Consider the following 16,471-nt stretch of genomic DNA (forward strand, 5'->3'; position numbering starts at 1 on the left):
GATGGCCGGCCGCTAAGATTTATTAAAGTATTGATTTTATTGGATAATTTACCTTGTGATACACATTCGCACACGGCGTTGTGCCAGCTCTGGAAAAGCCCCACAGCGCCCCAGACGTTTTCGAACCGTGCGCGGCATGCGGTCTTAGATGGCGGTCGCGCCTCCGTCCACCGCCAATGCTTGGCCGGTGGTGAATGCCGCCCCATCGCTGCACAAGTAGAGCACCGCGCTGGCGATTTCCTCGACCTTGCCGATACGCCCCACCGGGTGCATTGCTGCAGCATAATCGGCCTTGCGCGGGTCGGCCTCATAGGCGCGTCGGAACATATCGGTATCGATCACCGCCGGGCAAACGGCATTCACGCGGATTTTCTTCTTCGCGTACTCGATGGCAGCCGACTTGGTCAGGCCGATCACCGCATGTTTAGACGCGGCATAAATGCTCATCTTCGGCGCCGCCCCCAAGCCCGCCACCGACGCGGTGTTGACGATGGCACCGCCACCCTGGGCCAGCAGCAGCGGCAACTGGTGCTTCATGCACAGCCATACGCCTTTGACGTTAACGCCCATGATGGCGTCGAACTCCTCCAGGCTGCCGTCGGCGAGCTTGCCCTTTTCGATTTCGATACCGGCGTTATTGAACGCGTAGTCCAGACGCCCATAGGCCGCCAGCGTCTGCGCCATCAACTGCTGCACCTCGGCTTCCACGGTCACGTTGCAGCGCACGAACAATGCTTCGCCACCGGCCTGGCGGATCAGCGAGACGGTCTCCTCGCCGCCCACCACGTCCAGGTCGGCCACCACGACTTTCAAACCTTCGGCGGCGAACGCCAGGGCGGTGGCGCGGCCGATACCCGCGGCGGCGCCGGTGACCAAGGCGACCTGGCCGGAAAACGTCATGCTCATGCAGGGGTGTCCTTCTGGAGGATTTAAGCGTGGCTCGAGTCTAGCCAAGGTTGCGCAGCCTGCGTCAGCACTATCAAAAGGCCGGTTGGCGCTGTATGAACCGCAGTGATAAAGCCTGGGTATCCACCATCAATACAGCCTATCGAGGAGCATTCGCACACTTCGCTGCGCTTGCCCACCGGCCATTCAAGGTCTATCACTGAGGCTTCCTTTCCAAAGAGTCCCAGCCATGACCGCCCAGACCAACCGCCAATTCCTGCTTGCCAAACGCCCGGTCGGCGCCGCCACGCGGGATACCTTCACTTATCAGGAAGTCCCGGTGGGCACGCCCCAGGACGGCCAGGTGCTGGTGCATAACGAATACCTGTCCCTCGACCCGGCCATGCGCGGCTGGATGAATGAAGGCAAGTCCTACATCCCCCCGGTCGGCATCGGCGAAGTGATGCGCGCACTGGGCGTAGGCAAAGTGATTGCGTCGAACCATCCGAAATTTGCCGTCGGCGATTACGTAAACGGTGCCCTGGGTGTGCAGGATTACTTCCTCGGCGAGCCGCGTGGTTTTTATAAGGTCGACCCGACAGTGGCGCCGTTGCCGCGCTACCTGTCCGCCCTGGGCATGACCGGCATGACCGCCTACTTCGCCCTGCTGGAGACCGGCGCGCCAAAGGCCGGCGAGACCGTGGTGATCTCCGGGGCCGCCGGTGCCGTGGGCAGCATCGCCGGCCAGATCGCCAAGCTCAAAGGCTGCCGGGTGGTGGGCATCGCCGGTGGCGCCGACAAGTGCGCTTTCCTGGTGAATGAGCTGGGTTTCGATGCGGCCATCGACTACAAACACGAAGACGTACCCGCCGCCCTCAAGCGCGAGTGCCCCAAGGGCGTGGATGTGTATTTCGATAACGTCGGCGGCGACATTCTCGACGCGGTGCTCAGCCGCCTGGCGTTGAAGGCTCGCGTGGTGATCTGCGGCGCAATCAGCCAGTACAACAACAAGGAAGCGGTCAAAGGCCCGGCCAACTACTTGTCACTGTTGGTCAATCGCGCGCGAATGGAAGGCTTTGTGGTGATGGATCACGCCGCGCACTTCGCCGCCGCCGGGCAGGAAATGGCCGCCTGGATGGCGCAGGGCAAGCTCAAGAGCAAGGAAGATATCGTCGAGGGGCTGGAGACGTTCCCGGAAACACTGATGAAGCTGTTCAACGGTGAGAACTTCGGCAAGTTGGTGCTGAAGGTCTAAGCGCACTGGCCAAAAAAAACGCCTGCATCCCGTTGGTTCAGGATGCAGGCGTTCTCGTCAGTGACTCGCGCTCGGCGTGATCAGGCGATCTCGGCAACCACTGCCGCCAGCGCCTTGGCCGGATCCGCCGCCTGGCTGATCGGACGGCCGATCACCAGGTAGTCGGAACCGGCGTCCAGTGCCTGACGCGGGGTCAGGATGCGGCGCTGGTCGTCCTGGGCACTGCCCGCCGGGCGGATGCCGGGTGTAACCAGTTGCAGGGACGGGTGCGCGGCCTTCAACGCCTGGGCCTCCAGCGCCGAGCACACCAGGCCGTCGAGGCCGGCCTTCTGCGCCAGGGCCGCCAGGCGCAACACCTGCTCCTGAGGCTCGATGTCCAGGCCGATCGCGGCCAGGTCCTCGCGCTCCATGCTGGTCAGCACGGTCACACCGATCAGCAGCGGTTTGGGGCCGCTGCGCTGTTCCAGCACTTCACGGCACGCGCTCATCATGCGCAGGCCGCCGGAGCAATGCACGTTGACCATCCACACGCCCATTTCAGCCGCAGCCTTGACCGCCATGGCGGTAGTGTTGGGGATATCGTGGAATTTCAGGTCCAGGAACACCTCGAAGCCTTTGTCACGCAGGGTGCCGACGATTTCCGCAGCGCAACTGGTGAACAATTCCTTGCCGACCTTGACCCGGCAAAGCTTTGGGTCCAACTGGTCAGCCAGCTTCAGTGCGGCGTCACGGGTGGGGTAATCCAGGGCGACGATGATAGGAGTCTGGCAGGCGGACATTGGAATAGGCTCTCAGGCAAGTCGAAATCGGCGCGGATTGTAGCGCAAGCGACGCCATTGCGGGATCCGATGATCGGTAAATACTGACCAAGCGTGCTCTGACGGGCATTCGGGGCATATATTTCAAAGTCGATACATTCAAGACACGCCCCCAACACGCCCCGCCGCTAGCCTCGCTCGCACGACCCTGCGACCTGCACTACCAGCCATGGGGCTGGGCGCCTATGCTGACCGCAACCACCTGGCAGATGACCGCATTATGCAAACCCCTTGCGCCCCTGTGAACGACGAGCAAAAAGGTCCGGCGAACGCCGATGACAAGCGCTGGACCACCCGCGCGCTGGTGGTCGACGACGATGTGCCGATTCGTGAACTGCTGATCGATTACCTGGCGCGCTTCAGTATTCTGGCCACCGGCGTCAACGACGGTGCCGAGATGCGCCAGGCCATGCACGCCGAAACCTTTGACGTGGTGGTGCTCGATCTGATGCTGCCGGGCGAGGATGGCCTGTCGCTGTGCCGCTGGCTGCGGGCAGAGTCGGATATTCCGATTCTGATGCTGACCGCGCGCTGCGAACCCACGGACCGCATCATCGGGCTGGAATTGGGAGCCGACGACTACATGTCCAAGCCCTTCGAGCCGCGCGAGCTGGTGGCGCGCATCCAGACCATTCTGCGCCGCGTGCGCGACGACCGCAGTGAGCAGCGTGCCAATATTCGCTTTGACACCTGGCGCCTGAACAGCGTGCTGCGCCAGCTGGTGGCCGACGACGGGTTGGTGGTGCCGCTGTCCAACGCCGAATTCCGCCTGCTTTGGGTATTCATCGAGCGTCCGCGCCGGGTACTGAGCCGTGAACAATTGCTGGATGCCGCGCGCGGGCGGTCCATAGAGGCATTCGATCGCAGCATCGACCTGCTGGTCTCGCGCCTGCGGCAGAAACTCGGGGATGACCCCAAGGCGCCGCAGTTGATCAAGACCGTGCGGGGCGAAGGCTACCTGTTCGACGCGCGGGACATCGGCTGATGCGCGGCCCCTTCAATACGCTGTTTGGTCGGCTGTTCGGCGTGTTGCTGGTAGCCATTGTGCTGGCCCACGTGCTGGGGTTCTTTTGGTTCCACCACTATGGCCCGCCCCCGCCGCCGCCCGAAGAGACTTTTGTAGAGCAGCCGGACGGCACGATGAAACCGCTGCCCAGGCATAAACGCTCCTGGTTCGGCGGCCCGGTGGTGCCGCTGACGTTTCAATTCATCTCGCTGATCGTCGCCGCCTGGTACGGCGCCAAGCTGCTCAGTCGGCCGATCCAGCGCTTGAGTGAAGCCGCCGAACGCTTGAGCCTGGACCTCGACAGCCCGCCGCTCGACGAATCCGGCCCGCTGGAAGCGCAACAAGCCGCGTCGACCTTCAACCTGATGCAGCGGCGTATCCGCGAGCAGGTCAGCCAACGCGCGCGCATGCTCGGGGCCGTTTCCCATGACCTGCGCACGCCGTTGTCTCGCCTCAAGCTGCGCCTGGAGCAGATTGAAGACACCCGGCTCCAGGGCCAGATGCGCCAGGACCTGGACGACATGATCGGTATGCTTGATGCGACCTTGAGTTATCTGCACGAACAACGCACCAGCGAAACCCGGCACTGGCTGGACGTGCAGGCGCTGGTGGAATCGATCAGCGAAAACGCCCAGGACCAGGGCTGCGACGTGCAATTTGCCGGCACCTGCGCGCCGCTTCAAGTGCAACCGATGGCCTTGCGCTCCTGCCTTAACAACTTGATCGATAACGCCCTGCGCTACGCAGGAACGGCGCTTGTGGACCTGCAGGACAGCCGTGAAGCGCTGGTCATCCGCGTCATCGACCACGGCCCCGGAATCGCCACGGACAAACGCGAAGCGGTGTTCGAGCCGTTCTTTCGCCTGGAAGGCTCACGCAACCGCAACTCCGGCGGCGTCGGCCTGGGCATGACGATTGCCAAGCAGGCCGTGGAACGCCTGGGCGGCCGCTTGAGCCTGGAGGAAACACCCGGCGGCGGCTTGACCGCAGTGATGCGGTTGCCCAGGGCTTAAAGCGCCTTGTCGTCCCGACGACCCTGTGCCTGGGTCGCGCTCCAGTCCATCAACAGGCTGTAGGCCACGGCGAGCAGGGTCGGGCCGATGAACAGGCCGATAAAACCAAAGGCGATCAAGCCGCCGAACACGCCCAGCAGCACGATCACCAACGGCAGGTTTCCACCACGGCTGATCAGGTAAGGCTTGAGCACGTTGTCCACGCCGCTGATGACGAACGTGCCCCACACGCCGAGGAATACCGCGTAGGTGTAATCGCCCTTCCACGCCAGCCAGGCCGTGGCCGGAATCCATACCAACGGCGGGCCCATGGGAATCAGGCTGAGCAGGAAGGTCACGATGCCCAGCACCAGCGCGCCCGGCACGCCCGCGATCAGGAAGCCGATAAGCGCGAGCACCGCCTGGGCGGCAGCGGTGCCGATCACACCATTGACCACACGCTGCACCGTGCCGGCCACCAATTCGATGTAGTAGCCGGCGCGATCACCGATCAGGCGCTCCAGCAAACGGTGGACGAACATCGCCAGGCGCGGCCCGTCGCGGTAGAAAAAGAACACGAAGACCAGGCTCAAGGTCAGCTCCAGAATCCCGCCGCCGATCTGCGCACTGCGTGCCAGCAGCCAGTTGCCGACCTGTCCCAGGTACGGCTTGAGGCTGACCATCAGCGCCGCGCCCTGCTGGTCGATGCTGTCCCACATCGCCACCAGCCGCTCACCCACCAAAGGGATCGAACCCAGCCATGTCGGCGCCTCGGGCAAGCCATCGACCTGGATATCCTTGATCAACGCCACGGCATCGCGCACATGGTCCGCCAGATTGAACCCCAGCCACACCAGCGGCACTGCCACCAGCAGCATCCAACCCAAGGTCAGAATGGCGGCGGCCAGCGACTCACGACCGCCCAGCCAGCGCGTCAACAACACCATCAAAGGCCAACTGGCGAACGCCAGCACCGCGCCCCAGAACAGCGCCGACCAGAACGGCGCCATCACCCAGAAGCTGGCACCAAACAGCACCAGCAGCAGGATTTGCACCAGCAGGCGATCGTTATTGAGCATGGGGTATCTCTGAAAAAAGGAGGCTGTAGGAAGAAAGCTTAGGCGAACGGCGCGGGTCCGTTCGCCCGGTACCGGTCAGCGTATCAGATGCACATGCAGACCTTTGGTTTCACTGCTGCCGCTCTCCATGCGCGCAGCGCGCACGCCCTTGTCGACCAGCGCCTGGCGCCAGGCTTCGGCGTTCGGTCCGCTCAGGCTCACGCGTAGGGTGGTGTCGAGGTTCAAGCCACGGGAAATAAGGGTCAGCCAGGTATCGTCCGGCTCATCGCTCAATGCGGGGAAGTCCAGCTCGCCGGTGCTTTTCAGCTCGCGCAGCAGGGTGGCCGACGTGGGCAGCAGGTTGCCCAACGGGTTGCCGGCGTCCAGTTGCTCCACATGCAGGTACGCGCGGCGATTACCACGGGTGATGCCGTACAGGGCCACCAGTGAATTGGCCTGTGGCTCGGCCAGGCGCAGCAGCAGGTACTCCTGCTGGCTGTCAGCCCCCACCAGCTTGGCGTTGCCGAAGATCTCATTGGCCCATAGGCTGCTTTCACCGCAGTCACGGGCCTGGCACCAGAACAGCAACTGCGCGCCCTGGGCCTGCAACGCCTCGCGCGTGGCGGTGAAGGCCGCACTGGAGGAGTGTTCGGGAGGCAATTCATAGGTAATGGCAGTGGCCCGGCCCCGCGCGATGGCCTGGCCTTCGTAACGCAGCTGGCCGCTGATCTTGCGGATGGCGCCCAGGGGGTAGATGCGTTCCTTTTCTTCAGCGGGGCGATAATCGACGATCTGCGCGTCGACCTGGCGGGCCACGGCGGGCAAGTCCTGGCTGCCCGGTACGTCGGCGGCGAACACCAGTGGGCTGAACGCGCACAACCCCAGCAGACGGATGCAGTCGTTACGCAGGCTCATCGGACAGGTAAGCCCTGGCCATTGAAGATTGCCGCGGTTTTAAGCTCGGTGTTGAAATTGCGCATGGTTGACTCCCTTTCAATCCGCCCAGCCTCGGCAGTTGACCGCCCCAAGTCAAGGCGCGGAGAAGAACCGATTGAAACAGTCTGCAACAAGGACCGCGCCGGACTCATCATTCAGGTGTAAATGATGGCCGCCCGGCAGCGTCGTCACTGTAAAGGGTAGCTCGGAAAGCAATTCGGGATGTTTCGCCAGCATGCCGTCGGCAGCCACCACCAATTGCGCAGGGCAATTGACTCGCCGTACGAAGGCCATGGCCTGGTCGTCGGTCAGACGCATCGGTGAAGCCAGCGTCAGGCGACTGTCCGTGCGCCAGGTGTAACCGCCAGGTACCGGCATCAACCCACGCTGGGCCAGCAATTGTGCAGCTTCACGACTCACAGCCACCAAGCCCTTCATCCGGGCCTCGACTGCACGCTCCAGGGTGCCGTACACCGGTTTGCGTTTGTCCCGCAGGTTCAATTGCGCCTGCAACGCCATGCCCAGGCGCTCGGCCGCGTTCTCGCCAGGGGCAGTGGGCGGGATCACGCCGTCGATCAGGCCCAGCTGCGTGATGCGCTCAGGCAAGGCGCCGGCCAGCGTCAGTGAGACAATGGCACCGAGGGAGTGGCCAAGTAATGCAAAACGTTTCCAGCCCAACTGTTCGGCCACTTGCAGCACATCGTAGACGTAATCCCACAGGGCGTAGCCAGCGCCCGGCGGGCGGTGCGCCGAGTGCCCGTGGCCGGCCATGTCCAGGGCCACGATGCGCAGCCCTGTCAACTTCGGCGCCAGGCGCGCGAAGCTGTTGGCATTGTCCAGCCAGCCATGCAGGGCGATGACCGGCACCCCGTCCTCGGGACCGAACAGATGGGCGGCCAACTCGATATGAGGCAGGCTCAGGCGCACTTCTTCGACCGGCGAGCTCATGCGCAGCTGCGCTCACGGGCGTCCCAGCGGGCAAACAGGGTTTTGATCAGGGTGGCGGTGTCCTGCGGGCGTTCCAGCGGGAACATATGGCCGCCGGGCATGGTGAGCATTTCCCCCAGGGGCAGGCGGCCGACGCCGCTGGCATGGTGACGCATCACGACGCGGCTCTGCCGGCCGCGCACCACCGCCAGCGGTACTTTCATCTGGCGCACCTGGCCGGGGCTGGTATGGGGTACACCACGGTAGATGCTGATCTCGGTGGCCGGGTCGAAGCGCAGGCGCAAGCGGTCGCCCACCGGTTGCAGGCCATGTTGCAGGTAGGCCTCGAAGCAGTCCGGGTCGAAGCCACGAAACAGGGTCTTGCCGGAGAAATAGCTGCGCGCGGCGTCCAGGTCGGCGAATTCCTCGCGCCGACCCAGGGTGCGCCCGGCCGGGGTGAGGCGGTCGATAAACCCGAAGCGCTTGGCGGCGCGGATCACCCAGCGGTCGGCGCGGGTCAGTACCGGAGAGTCGAGCATGACCACCCCGCGATACAGCTGCGGGCAACGCAGGGCGGCGTGCAAATGCAGCACGCCCCCCAGGGAATGGCCCACGCCCCATACCGGCTGCGGCTGTTGCTCCAAATGGTGGATCAGTTCATCCACCAGGTTGTGCCAGTTATCGTCCACCGGAAACCGTGGATCGTGACCATGCTGCGGCAGGTGCGCCACGGTATATTCCGGCGCCAGCGCGGCAAACAACTTGCCGTAGGTAGCCGAAGGGAAGCCATTGGCGTGAGCGAAAAACACGTGCTGCGACATACCGGATCCATCTGCAATATCAGGACTTGATTGTCATCACGCACGGCCGGCACAGCAATGACTGTAACTGCCAGGAATGGTGACACTCACGCCACGCCTATCGGGCCGGTGGGTTCTCGCCCAGCGGCACCACCGCCATGGTCAGGCGCGATATGCATGTGGCCTTGCCTTCCTCGTTGCTCAGGCGAATATCCCACACCTGGGTGCTGCGCCCGATATGCACAGCCCTGGCCACCGCCGTCACCCGGCCGCTGCGCACACCGCGCAGGTGGTTGGCATTCACTTCCAGGCCCACGCAGTAGTATTTGCTGGTGTCGACGCACAGGTAGGCCGCCATCGAGCCGATGCTCTCGGCCAGCACCACCGACGCGCCGCCGTGCAGCAGGCCGAAAGGTTGATGCGTGCGCGCGTCAACCACCATGCTCGCGGTCAGGGACTCGTGGTCGAAACTTTCGAAGCGGATATCCAGCAATTCACCGATGGTGTTTTTCTGGCTGGCGTTGAGGTGTTCGATATTCGGTTGGGTGCGCCACAGGCTCATGCAGGTGTCCTTTGGTATTTTTATGATGACCCCAATCCTGCCACACAATCGTCTCGATGCGCGCGCTCCGGGCGTGTAAATGTGCGCCATAAGTCGCATTGATGATGCGGGTTAACGCGAGGAAGGCGTTCGCACCGCTAGGGGTTTTGCACGCTCACCAGCCTCATCGACCCCGCCAGCAAGAACTCGCCTTCCAACTGCGCCAGGCTGGCGGTGTACATCGGCTGCGGTTGGCGCCAATGGCCGTGCTGGAGGAAGCTGATCAAATTGCCCACCAACGGCTGATGGCTGACCAGCAGCACGTTCTGCTCGCCGTCGAGGTGGGCCAGCACTTGCCGCGGATCGCCTTCGGGCGTCAGCCACGGCACGGTGTCAATATCCGGCTCAAACCCCAGCGCCTCGCGCACCAGCTGAGCGGTTTGCTGCGCCCGTGTGTAAGGGCTGGCGATGATCGCGTCGAGGGGGTGGCCGATCAACCGTGCGGCGCTGCGCAGCACCTCTGCGCGGCCATGCTCGGTGAGGTTGCGTTCGGCGTCGGTGCGCACCTGGCTTTCGGCCTCACCGTGACGCAGGATCCACAGCTTCACAATTTCGGCTCTTCATCGCGCACCGGGTGCGGCGCCGCCGGCACGCTGTGGGGCGCCTCGCCTTCGGGTGCGCGTGGCGCCGGCCAGTCGGCGAACGGCCAGGGCTTTTGCTCGGTATGAAAGCTGCCGAACCGGCCGATCTGTGCAAGGAACTGGCTGAGGCTGTCGCCAAAATTCATCAGGCCCAGGTTCGGCGCGCCGTAGATCAGGCGATAAACCAGTTGCACCACTACCAGCGCACCGAGCAGGAACTGCGCCACCTGCCAGACCAGGGCGAACACCAGCATCCACAGGATGCGCAGGCCGATGGATTCGTACTTGGGAGCAGCTTTGGGATCGTTCATGGTGCGTTCCTCAGTTGAAACCACTGGTGGAAATAAAGTCGACATCGGTTTTGGGCTCGGCCCGCATCAGCAGCTCGATCACTTGGTCCAAGGTGCGCCCTTCAAACAGGATAGCGTGCAACCCGGCGACCAACGGCATGTACACCCCGGCCTCCTGAGCCTTGGCCTTGAGAACCTTGAGCGTGTTGACCCCTTCGGCCACTTCGCCCAGGCGCGTGACCGCCTCATCCAGGCTCAAGCCCTGGCCCAGGGCAAACCCCACCTGATAATTGCGGCTTTTGGGCGAGGAGCAGGTGACGATCAGATCGCCCACGCCGGCCAGCCCGAGGAACGTCATAGGGTTGGCGCCCTGGTTCACCGCGAAGCGGGTCATTTCCGCCAGGGCGCGGGTGATCAGCATGCTCTTGGTGTTTTCCCCCATGCCCAACGCCACCGCCATGCCGGCGATGATCGCGTAGACGTTTTTCAACGCGCCGCCCAATTCGACACCAAAACGGTCGCTGCTGGCATAAACGCGGAACGTGCGACCATGCAGCACCGCCTGGACACGCTCGCAGAGCGCTTCGTCGGCGCTGGCCACCACGGTAGCGGTCAGCGCGTGCTCGGCCACCTCCCGCGCCAGGTTCGGCCCGGACAGCACACCAATGCGCGCCTGGGGCGCGATTTCTTCAAGGATCTCGCTCATCAACTTGAAGGTCTGCGCTTCGATGCCCTTGGTCAGGCTGACCAGCAGCTTGCCCGCGAGACGCTCGGCATGGGGCGCCAGCACCGTGCGCAAGGCGCTGGACGGCAGCGCGACGAAGCACAGCTCGCAGTCCGTGAGGGTAGCCAGCAGATCGGTGACCGGCTCGACTGCCGGGTGAATCTTGATGCCTTTGAGGTAACGGGGGTTTTCGCGGTGTACACGAATGGCCTCGGCCTGCTCGGGATCACGCATCCACTGGCGCACCGCATGGCCGTTCTCGGCCAGCAGGTTTGCCACGGCGGTCCCAAAACTTCCGCCTCCCAGGACCGCAATAGGGCGCTGTTGAGTCATATGCAATCCGTTAATCCATACCAGTGGCGATGGCGGCATTATACGGAGCGACCCGCCTGCGGCCAGCCCCCCTGTCGATTCGCGCGCTTGTCGGAAAATGCCACGGGTAGGTGAAGTAATTGCAGGGGCGACGACTGGCAAATGGCCGCGCCTCGGTTAACATGGGTGGCTATCCGTCATGATCAAGGCCGCACCGTGCATCTGCGCCCTCCTCCCCGTTCGTCTCTTCTGCTGATGCTGCTGTGCAGCAGTGCTGCACTGGCTGACGACTTGTTCCTCGACAGCCAGCCGCTGCCGCAGGTATTGACCGCCACGCGCCTCAAGCAGTCGGCCGCCGCCGTGCCCGGCAGCATGACGGTGATCGACAGCGAATTGATCAAGGCCAGCGGTGCGCGCGACATCAGCGAGCTGCTGCGCCTGGTGCCCGGCATGATGGTCGGCTACACCACCGGCAACCAGGCGGCGGTAAACTACCACGGCACCAGCGCCAGCGACGCCCGGCGCATGCAGGTGTTGATCGACGGCCGCTCGGTATACCGCGCAGGCCTGGCCACAGTGGACTGGAGCGATATTCCGGTGGCCATGGAAGATATCGAGCGCATCGAGGTGTTCCGTGGCCCCAACACCGTCAGCTACGGCGCCAATGCCTTGATGGCGGTGGTCAATATCCTCACGCGCTCACCGGCCAACAGCCATGGCTCGCGGGTCAAAGTGATTCGCGGCGAGCGCGGCATCAACGACTTCTATGCCAGCCAGGGCGCGGGCTGGGAAACCGGCGACCTGCGCCTGTCGCTGTCCGGGCAACAAGATGATGGTTTCGACAGCGATGCCGCCGGTGCCGACCGCCGCGATGGCCGTCGCCTCAACCGCTTCAGCCTGGCCGTAAGCCAGACCTTGAATACGCAGCAGAGCATCGACTGGCAACTGGATGCGAAGGAAGGCACCAACCAGCGCCCTTACACCTACAGCCCGGTCTTCGCCGGCATTACCGAGGGCGGTACCAATTCCGACGTCACGTCCAAGGACTACGCCGGTTCCCTGCGCTGGAATTTCGACTTCAACCCGGAACACAGTTTGTATATCCAGGGCTCCGCTCAACGGTGGGACCGCCGGCAGATCTGGAAAGCCTGCGACGCCAAGGTCTCATTCAGCCCGGAACTGACCCAGCTGTGGCAACTGAACCCCAATTACGCGGAAAAGCTGGCCCGGCATATGGACACCTACAGCCAGGGCAGCGCCCCGCCAGGCAGCGCCGCCGAGCAGGCGCTGGCCAACCAGGTGCTGGACCAATGGCGCAACGGCGCCAACCAGAGCGTATGCGGCGACATCGACCAGAGCACCCGGGAAAGCCGCTACGACCTGGAGATTCAGGACACCCTCAGCCTGTCCGACAGCCTGCGCCTGGTCAGTGGCATGAACTATCGCTATGACCGTGCCGACTCCGACACCTATTTCAACGGCACCCTGGACGACACCACCTGGCGCCTGTTCGGCCAGTTGGAATGGCGCGCCAGCGAACACTGGTTGCTGCAGGGTGGCGCCATGTATGAAGACACTCACCTGAGCGGCAATTCGCTGACGCCCCGGGTGGCGGTCAACTACCTGATCAACCCGCGTCACGGCCTGCGCGCGGTGTACTCCGAGGCGATCCGCTCGCCGGACATGTTCGAGAACAACGTCAACTGGAGCTACCGCGTCACTAACTTGAGCTCGCCGGCGTTCGGACAAAGCTCCGCGCAATACTTCGTAAAAACACGTGGCCCCGGCAACCTCGATAAAGAGCTGATGCGCTCACGGGAATTGGGTTACAACGGGTTTTTCGCCGACGTCGGCCTGAACATGGACGTGAAGCTGTTCTATGACGAGATCACCGACATGATCAGCTCGCCGCTGCGCAATAACCAATACATCGCCAGCAACGCCAACAGTTCGCGGTTCACCGGCGCCGAAACCCAATTGGACTGGCGCGTCAGCAACGCCGACCGCCTGCGCATGACCTATGCGTACGTCGACGCCACCGCCAGCAACCCCAGGGACAAGGCGCAAACCGCACGCAACAGTGGCTCGGCCGGCTGGCTGCGTGAATGGGGTCGCGGCTGGTCCAGCGCGCTGTTCTACTATGGCGACGACGCCCTCAACCAGTACCGCTTCGAACGGGTCGACCTGCGCGTGGCCAAACGCATTGCCTTGGGCAAAGCCAATGTGGAACTGGCCGGCATGCTGCAGCAGCGCCTCGACGACCAGCCCACCACATGGGCCGACAACACCTATGACCAGCGCCACGTGCTGTACTTCAGTGCGGAGCTGGAGTTCTAGCATGGCCGCCCCGTCACGGATGACCTTCTCCTTCATCTCCGCGCTCTGGCGCCGCTGTTCGTTGCTGGCGTGCCTGCTGCTGGCTGCACCGGCATGGGCCGCCGAGGTATTGCTGACGGCCGCCGAAGACAGTGACGGGGTGCAGGCCTTTACTCAGGCCCTGGCGCGGCAACGCCCCGAAGACCATGTGACGTTCACCCCGCTCAAAGACTTACCCGCGCCCGGCCGCCTGCCCGCCAGCACACGCTTGATCCTGCTCGACCTGCCCAGTCTCGACTGGCGCCTGCAGGACGATCAGGGCCCACCGACGCTGGTGCTGCGCATCAGCCGGCTGCAAGCACATCAGCACCCGGGCGCTGCGCAACATGCCCATGTCAGCCTGCTATGGAGCGACCCGCCGCTGGCGCGCCAACTGCGCCTGATTACGCGCATCCTGCCCCAGGCACGCCGGATCGGCGTTCTGTATGGCGCCGAAAGCGAGTTCCTGCTGCCCGAACTGCGTCAGCATGCCGCCCCCCTGAACCTGGAAATCGTGCCCCAGCGTTGGGACAACACCAGTGACAGTCGCCCTCTGCAAAGCCTGTTCAGGAACAGCGACGTACTGCTGGGCCTGGATGACCCACAGCTGTACAACCCGAAAACCGCAAAAAACCTGTTGTTGAGCAGCTACGCCCAGCAACTGCCGCTGGTGGGCCCCAACGCCGGCTTTGTGCGGGCCGGCAGCCTGGCCAGCACTTACAGCGACCAGACCGACTGGCTGGCGGTACTCGACCGTTTGCTCGACCATGCCCCCGCCAACTGGCCGCGCTCGGTGTACCCGGACCATTTCAAAGTGGTGGGCAATGCCCAAGTGGCGCGCTCGCTGGGGATCGAACAGGTCGATGAAGCCCAGGTCGCGGCGCAACTGGCCGAAGGAGAAAAACGCCCATGACCCTGCGCCGTCGTTGGGACATCAATACCCGTACCCAGCTCATTACCCTGGGCCCGGCGCTGGTGCTGACATTGCTGCTGATCAGCTTCTTTACCTTCGTGCGCATCCAGGACCTGCGCCAGGAGCTGGACCACACCGGGCAACTGATCGCCAACCAGTTGGCGCCGGCCACTGAATATGGGGTGATTTCCGGCAACACCGACGTGCTCGAGAGCCTGCTGCGCGCCACGCTGGCGACGCCTCATGTACGTTTCCTGGAGATTCAGGACAGCACCGAGAATATTCTGGTGTACGTCGAACAGCCTTCGGAAAAACATGATCGCTCGCTGTCGGTAAAAGTGTTCCAGGCGCCGATTCGCCTGCAGCATATCCAGCTGGGCAACGACTTTTTTCAGGACAACCTCAACGAAACCAAGGCGCCGCGTGCCGACTACCTGGGTCGGGTCATCGTCGGTATGTCCAACGATGCGTTCAGCCAGCGCCAGCAGGAGATCCTGCTCAAGGCCGGCATCCTGGCGCTGTTCACGCTGCTGTTTACCTTCCTGCTGGCCCGGCGCCTGGCCGCCAGCCTGTCGCAGCCGATCAGCGCCATGGGCACTGCGGTAAAAGCTATCCAGCAGGGCCACTACAAGACCGCGCTGCCGATCGTGGATGACTCGGAGCTGGGCGATCTGTCGCGGCATATCAACAACCTGGCCGAAGGCCTCAACCAGGCCAGTCGCGAACAACAGCAGGCCATGGCCCAATTGATCCAGACCCGCGAAGAGGCCGAGCGCGCGAATAACGCCAAATCGGATTTCCTGGCCATGATGAGCCATGAATTGCGCACTCCGATGAACGGCGTGCTGGGCATGCTGCAGTTGCTGGAAACCACCGAGATGACCGAGGAACAGACCGAATATGCGGCGCTGGCCTCCGAATCCACCGAGCATTTGCTCAAGGTGATCAACGACATCCTCGATTTCTCGCGCATCGAACGGGCGGCCCTGGAGCTGGAACATATCCCCTTCAACCTGGCCGACCTGATCAACAGCTGCGCCCAAGCCTTCCAGCACAGCGCCCAGCAGCGCGGGCTGGCGCTGCGACTGCCGATCCCGCCGGGCATGGAGGCGCTGCGGGTGCGGGGCGACCCCACGCGTATCCGGCAGATTCTGGTGAACCTGATCGGCAACGCATTGAAGTTCACCGAGCAGGGCAGCGTGAGCGTCGAACCCCATTGGCAGACCCTCGACCATGAGCTGGTGTGGTTTACCTGCACCGTGCGCGACAGCGGAATCGGAATTTGCGCCGAACGCCTGGAACTGATGTTCGATGCGTTCCAGCAAGCCGACAGCTCCATATCCAGGCGCTACGGCGGCACGGGCCTGGGCCTGCCCATCGCGCGTACGCTGGCCGAACGCATGGGCGGCACACTGCGCGCCCAGAGTGAAGAAGGCCGTGGCTCGGTGTTTACCCTTGAGCTCCCGCTGGCCATCGACCAGCACAGCCTGCCCTCCGCTCCCCCCGATGCCGAGCGCAAAGGCGCCGCCGGCGAAGGCCGTCACGTGCTGCTGGTGGAGGACAATCCGGTCAACCGCACCGTGGTGGAAGCCATGCTGCGCAGCCTCGGGTACGAGGTGAGCCTGGCCACCGACGGCGCCGAAGCCATCCGCAGCGCCGAAAGCCTGATTTTCACGGCGATCCTGATGGATTGCCGCCTGCCGCTGATCGATGGTTACGAAGCCACTCGGCAGATTCGCCGGTTACCCGGCTGCGCCGACCTGCCCATCATTGCCCTGACCGCCAACGCCTTGCAGGGCGACCGTGAAGCTTGCCTGGCGGCGGGAATGAACGATTACCTGGCCAAGCCGTTCAAACGTACCGATCTGCAGCAAATCCTGCAGCGCTGGGTGCAGTAATGCCGCGCGATGAGCCAACTGCGACTGGCGTGAAAGACGAAAGTGCGGCAGTCTTAGGCACCCAAATGGGCCCTTGAACGGGCCCGGTTTAACATTTCAGTGAACATGTGTACATTGAGT

The 16,471-nt window shown here is 63.4% G+C and carries 16 protein-coding genes; 6 read left to right on the forward strand and 10 right to left on the reverse strand.

Features of this window, described 5'->3' with window-relative positions; genetic code table 11:
* Positions 1 to 144 precede the first annotated feature (144 nt).
* Positions 145 to 906, reverse strand: a complete 762-nt coding sequence (locus tag OSC50_RS15555) for an SDR family oxidoreductase (RefSeq protein ID WP_181079945.1) — start codon at positions 904 to 906, stop codon at positions 145 to 147.
* A 229-nt stretch (positions 907 to 1,135) separates the two neighbouring features.
* Here OSC50_RS15555 and OSC50_RS15560 point away from each other — a divergent pair, with 229 nt between their 5' ends.
* On the forward strand, positions 1,136 to 2,140 hold the full coding sequence (locus tag OSC50_RS15560) for an NADP-dependent oxidoreductase (RefSeq protein WP_181079946.1): 1,005 nt from the start codon (positions 1,136 to 1,138) through the stop codon (positions 2,138 to 2,140).
* Positions 2,141 to 2,220: 80 nt separating this feature from the next.
* Here the strand turns inward: OSC50_RS15560 and pyrF are convergent, their stop codons facing one another.
* Positions 2,221 to 2,919: an orotidine-5'-phosphate decarboxylase gene (gene pyrF / locus OSC50_RS15565; protein WP_181079947.1), complete on the reverse strand. Its 699-nt coding sequence runs from the start codon at positions 2,917 to 2,919 to the stop codon at positions 2,221 to 2,223.
* 259 nt (positions 2,920 to 3,178) lie between these two features.
* On the opposite strand from pyrF, the gene OSC50_RS15570 reads away from it, so the two are divergent.
* Together OSC50_RS15570 and OSC50_RS15575 are read left to right on the forward strand one after the other, a co-directional pair.
* Positions 3,179 to 3,943, forward strand: a complete 765-nt coding sequence (locus OSC50_RS15570) for a response regulator (protein WP_266248667.1) — start codon at positions 3,179 to 3,181, stop codon at positions 3,941 to 3,943.
* Entirely contained in the window at positions 3,943 to 4,977 is a 1,035-nt protein-coding gene (locus OSC50_RS15575) for a sensor histidine kinase (RefSeq protein WP_181079949.1), read from the forward strand. Before OSC50_RS15570 ends, OSC50_RS15575 begins: the two co-directional genes overlap by 1 nt.
* Here OSC50_RS15575 and OSC50_RS15580 read toward each other — a convergent pair.
* The 8 genes from OSC50_RS15580 to OSC50_RS15615 all read right to left on the reverse strand — a co-directional run bounded on the left by OSC50_RS15580 (position 4,974) and on the right by OSC50_RS15615 (position 11,206).
* The gene (locus OSC50_RS15580) at positions 4,974 to 6,035 is read right to left on the reverse strand and encodes an AI-2E family transporter (protein WP_181079950.1); all 1,062 of its coding nucleotides are present in this window, start codon (positions 6,033 to 6,035) and stop codon (positions 4,974 to 4,976) included. The genes OSC50_RS15575 and OSC50_RS15580 overlap by 4 nt on opposite strands.
* A gap of 75 nt (positions 6,036 to 6,110) precedes the next feature.
* Positions 6,111 to 6,929 (reverse strand): DUF4892 domain-containing protein, encoded by an 819-nt coding sequence (locus OSC50_RS15585; RefSeq protein WP_181079951.1) that lies wholly within the window; start codon positions 6,927 to 6,929, stop codon positions 6,111 to 6,113.
* A gap of 114 nt (positions 6,930 to 7,043) precedes the next feature.
* Complete coding sequence (locus OSC50_RS15590) at positions 7,044 to 7,898, reverse strand: alpha/beta hydrolase (RefSeq protein ID WP_266248664.1); 855 nt, start codon at positions 7,896 to 7,898, stop codon at positions 7,044 to 7,046.
* A complete protein-coding gene (locus OSC50_RS15595; RefSeq protein ID WP_253511639.1) occupies positions 7,895 to 8,698 on the reverse strand; it encodes an alpha/beta fold hydrolase in 804 nt (267 codons plus the stop codon). Before OSC50_RS15595 ends, OSC50_RS15590 begins: the two co-directional genes overlap by 4 nt.
* A 97-nt stretch (positions 8,699 to 8,795) precedes the next feature.
* A complete protein-coding gene (locus tag OSC50_RS15600; protein WP_181079954.1) occupies positions 8,796 to 9,239 on the reverse strand; it encodes a hotdog fold thioesterase in 444 nt (147 codons plus the stop codon).
* A gap of 137 nt (positions 9,240 to 9,376) precedes the next feature.
* Positions 9,377 to 9,826, reverse strand: a complete 450-nt coding sequence (gene sixA, locus OSC50_RS15605) for a phosphohistidine phosphatase SixA (protein WP_266248661.1) — start codon at positions 9,824 to 9,826, stop codon at positions 9,377 to 9,379.
* Positions 9,823 to 10,170: a DUF4389 domain-containing protein gene (locus tag OSC50_RS15610; protein WP_253511633.1), complete on the reverse strand. Its 348-nt coding sequence runs from the start codon at positions 10,168 to 10,170 to the stop codon at positions 9,823 to 9,825. The genes sixA and OSC50_RS15610 overlap by 4 nt, the downstream gene beginning before the upstream one ends.
* 10 nt (positions 10,171 to 10,180) lie before the next feature.
* Entirely contained in the window at positions 10,181 to 11,206 is a 1,026-nt protein-coding gene (locus OSC50_RS15615) for an NAD(P)H-dependent glycerol-3-phosphate dehydrogenase (protein WP_181079957.1), read from the reverse strand.
* A 195-nt stretch (positions 11,207 to 11,401) separates the two neighbouring features.
* On the opposite strand from OSC50_RS15615, the gene OSC50_RS15620 reads away from it, so the two are divergent.
* The 3 genes from OSC50_RS15620 to OSC50_RS15630 are packed head-to-tail and all read left to right on the forward strand — an operon-like array spanning position 11,402 to position 16,351.
* A complete protein-coding gene (locus OSC50_RS15620) occupies positions 11,402 to 13,522 on the forward strand; it encodes a TonB-dependent receptor plug domain-containing protein (RefSeq protein ID WP_349679101.1) in 2,121 nt (706 codons plus the stop codon).
* Between the two features lies 1 nt (position 13,523).
* Positions 13,524 to 14,453, forward strand: a complete 930-nt coding sequence (locus OSC50_RS15625; protein ID WP_181079958.1) for an ABC transporter substrate-binding protein — start codon at positions 13,524 to 13,526, stop codon at positions 14,451 to 14,453.
* The gene (locus OSC50_RS15630) at positions 14,450 to 16,351 is read left to right on the forward strand and encodes an ATP-binding protein (protein WP_181079959.1); all 1,902 of its coding nucleotides are present in this window, start codon (positions 14,450 to 14,452) and stop codon (positions 16,349 to 16,351) included. Before OSC50_RS15625 ends, OSC50_RS15630 begins: the two co-directional genes overlap by 4 nt.
* Positions 16,352 to 16,471: the final 120 nt, after the last annotated feature.

Source organism: Pseudomonas quebecensis, from assembly GCF_026410085.1.
GTDB lineage: Bacteria > Pseudomonadota > Gammaproteobacteria > Pseudomonadales > Pseudomonadaceae > Aquipseudomonas > Aquipseudomonas quebecensis.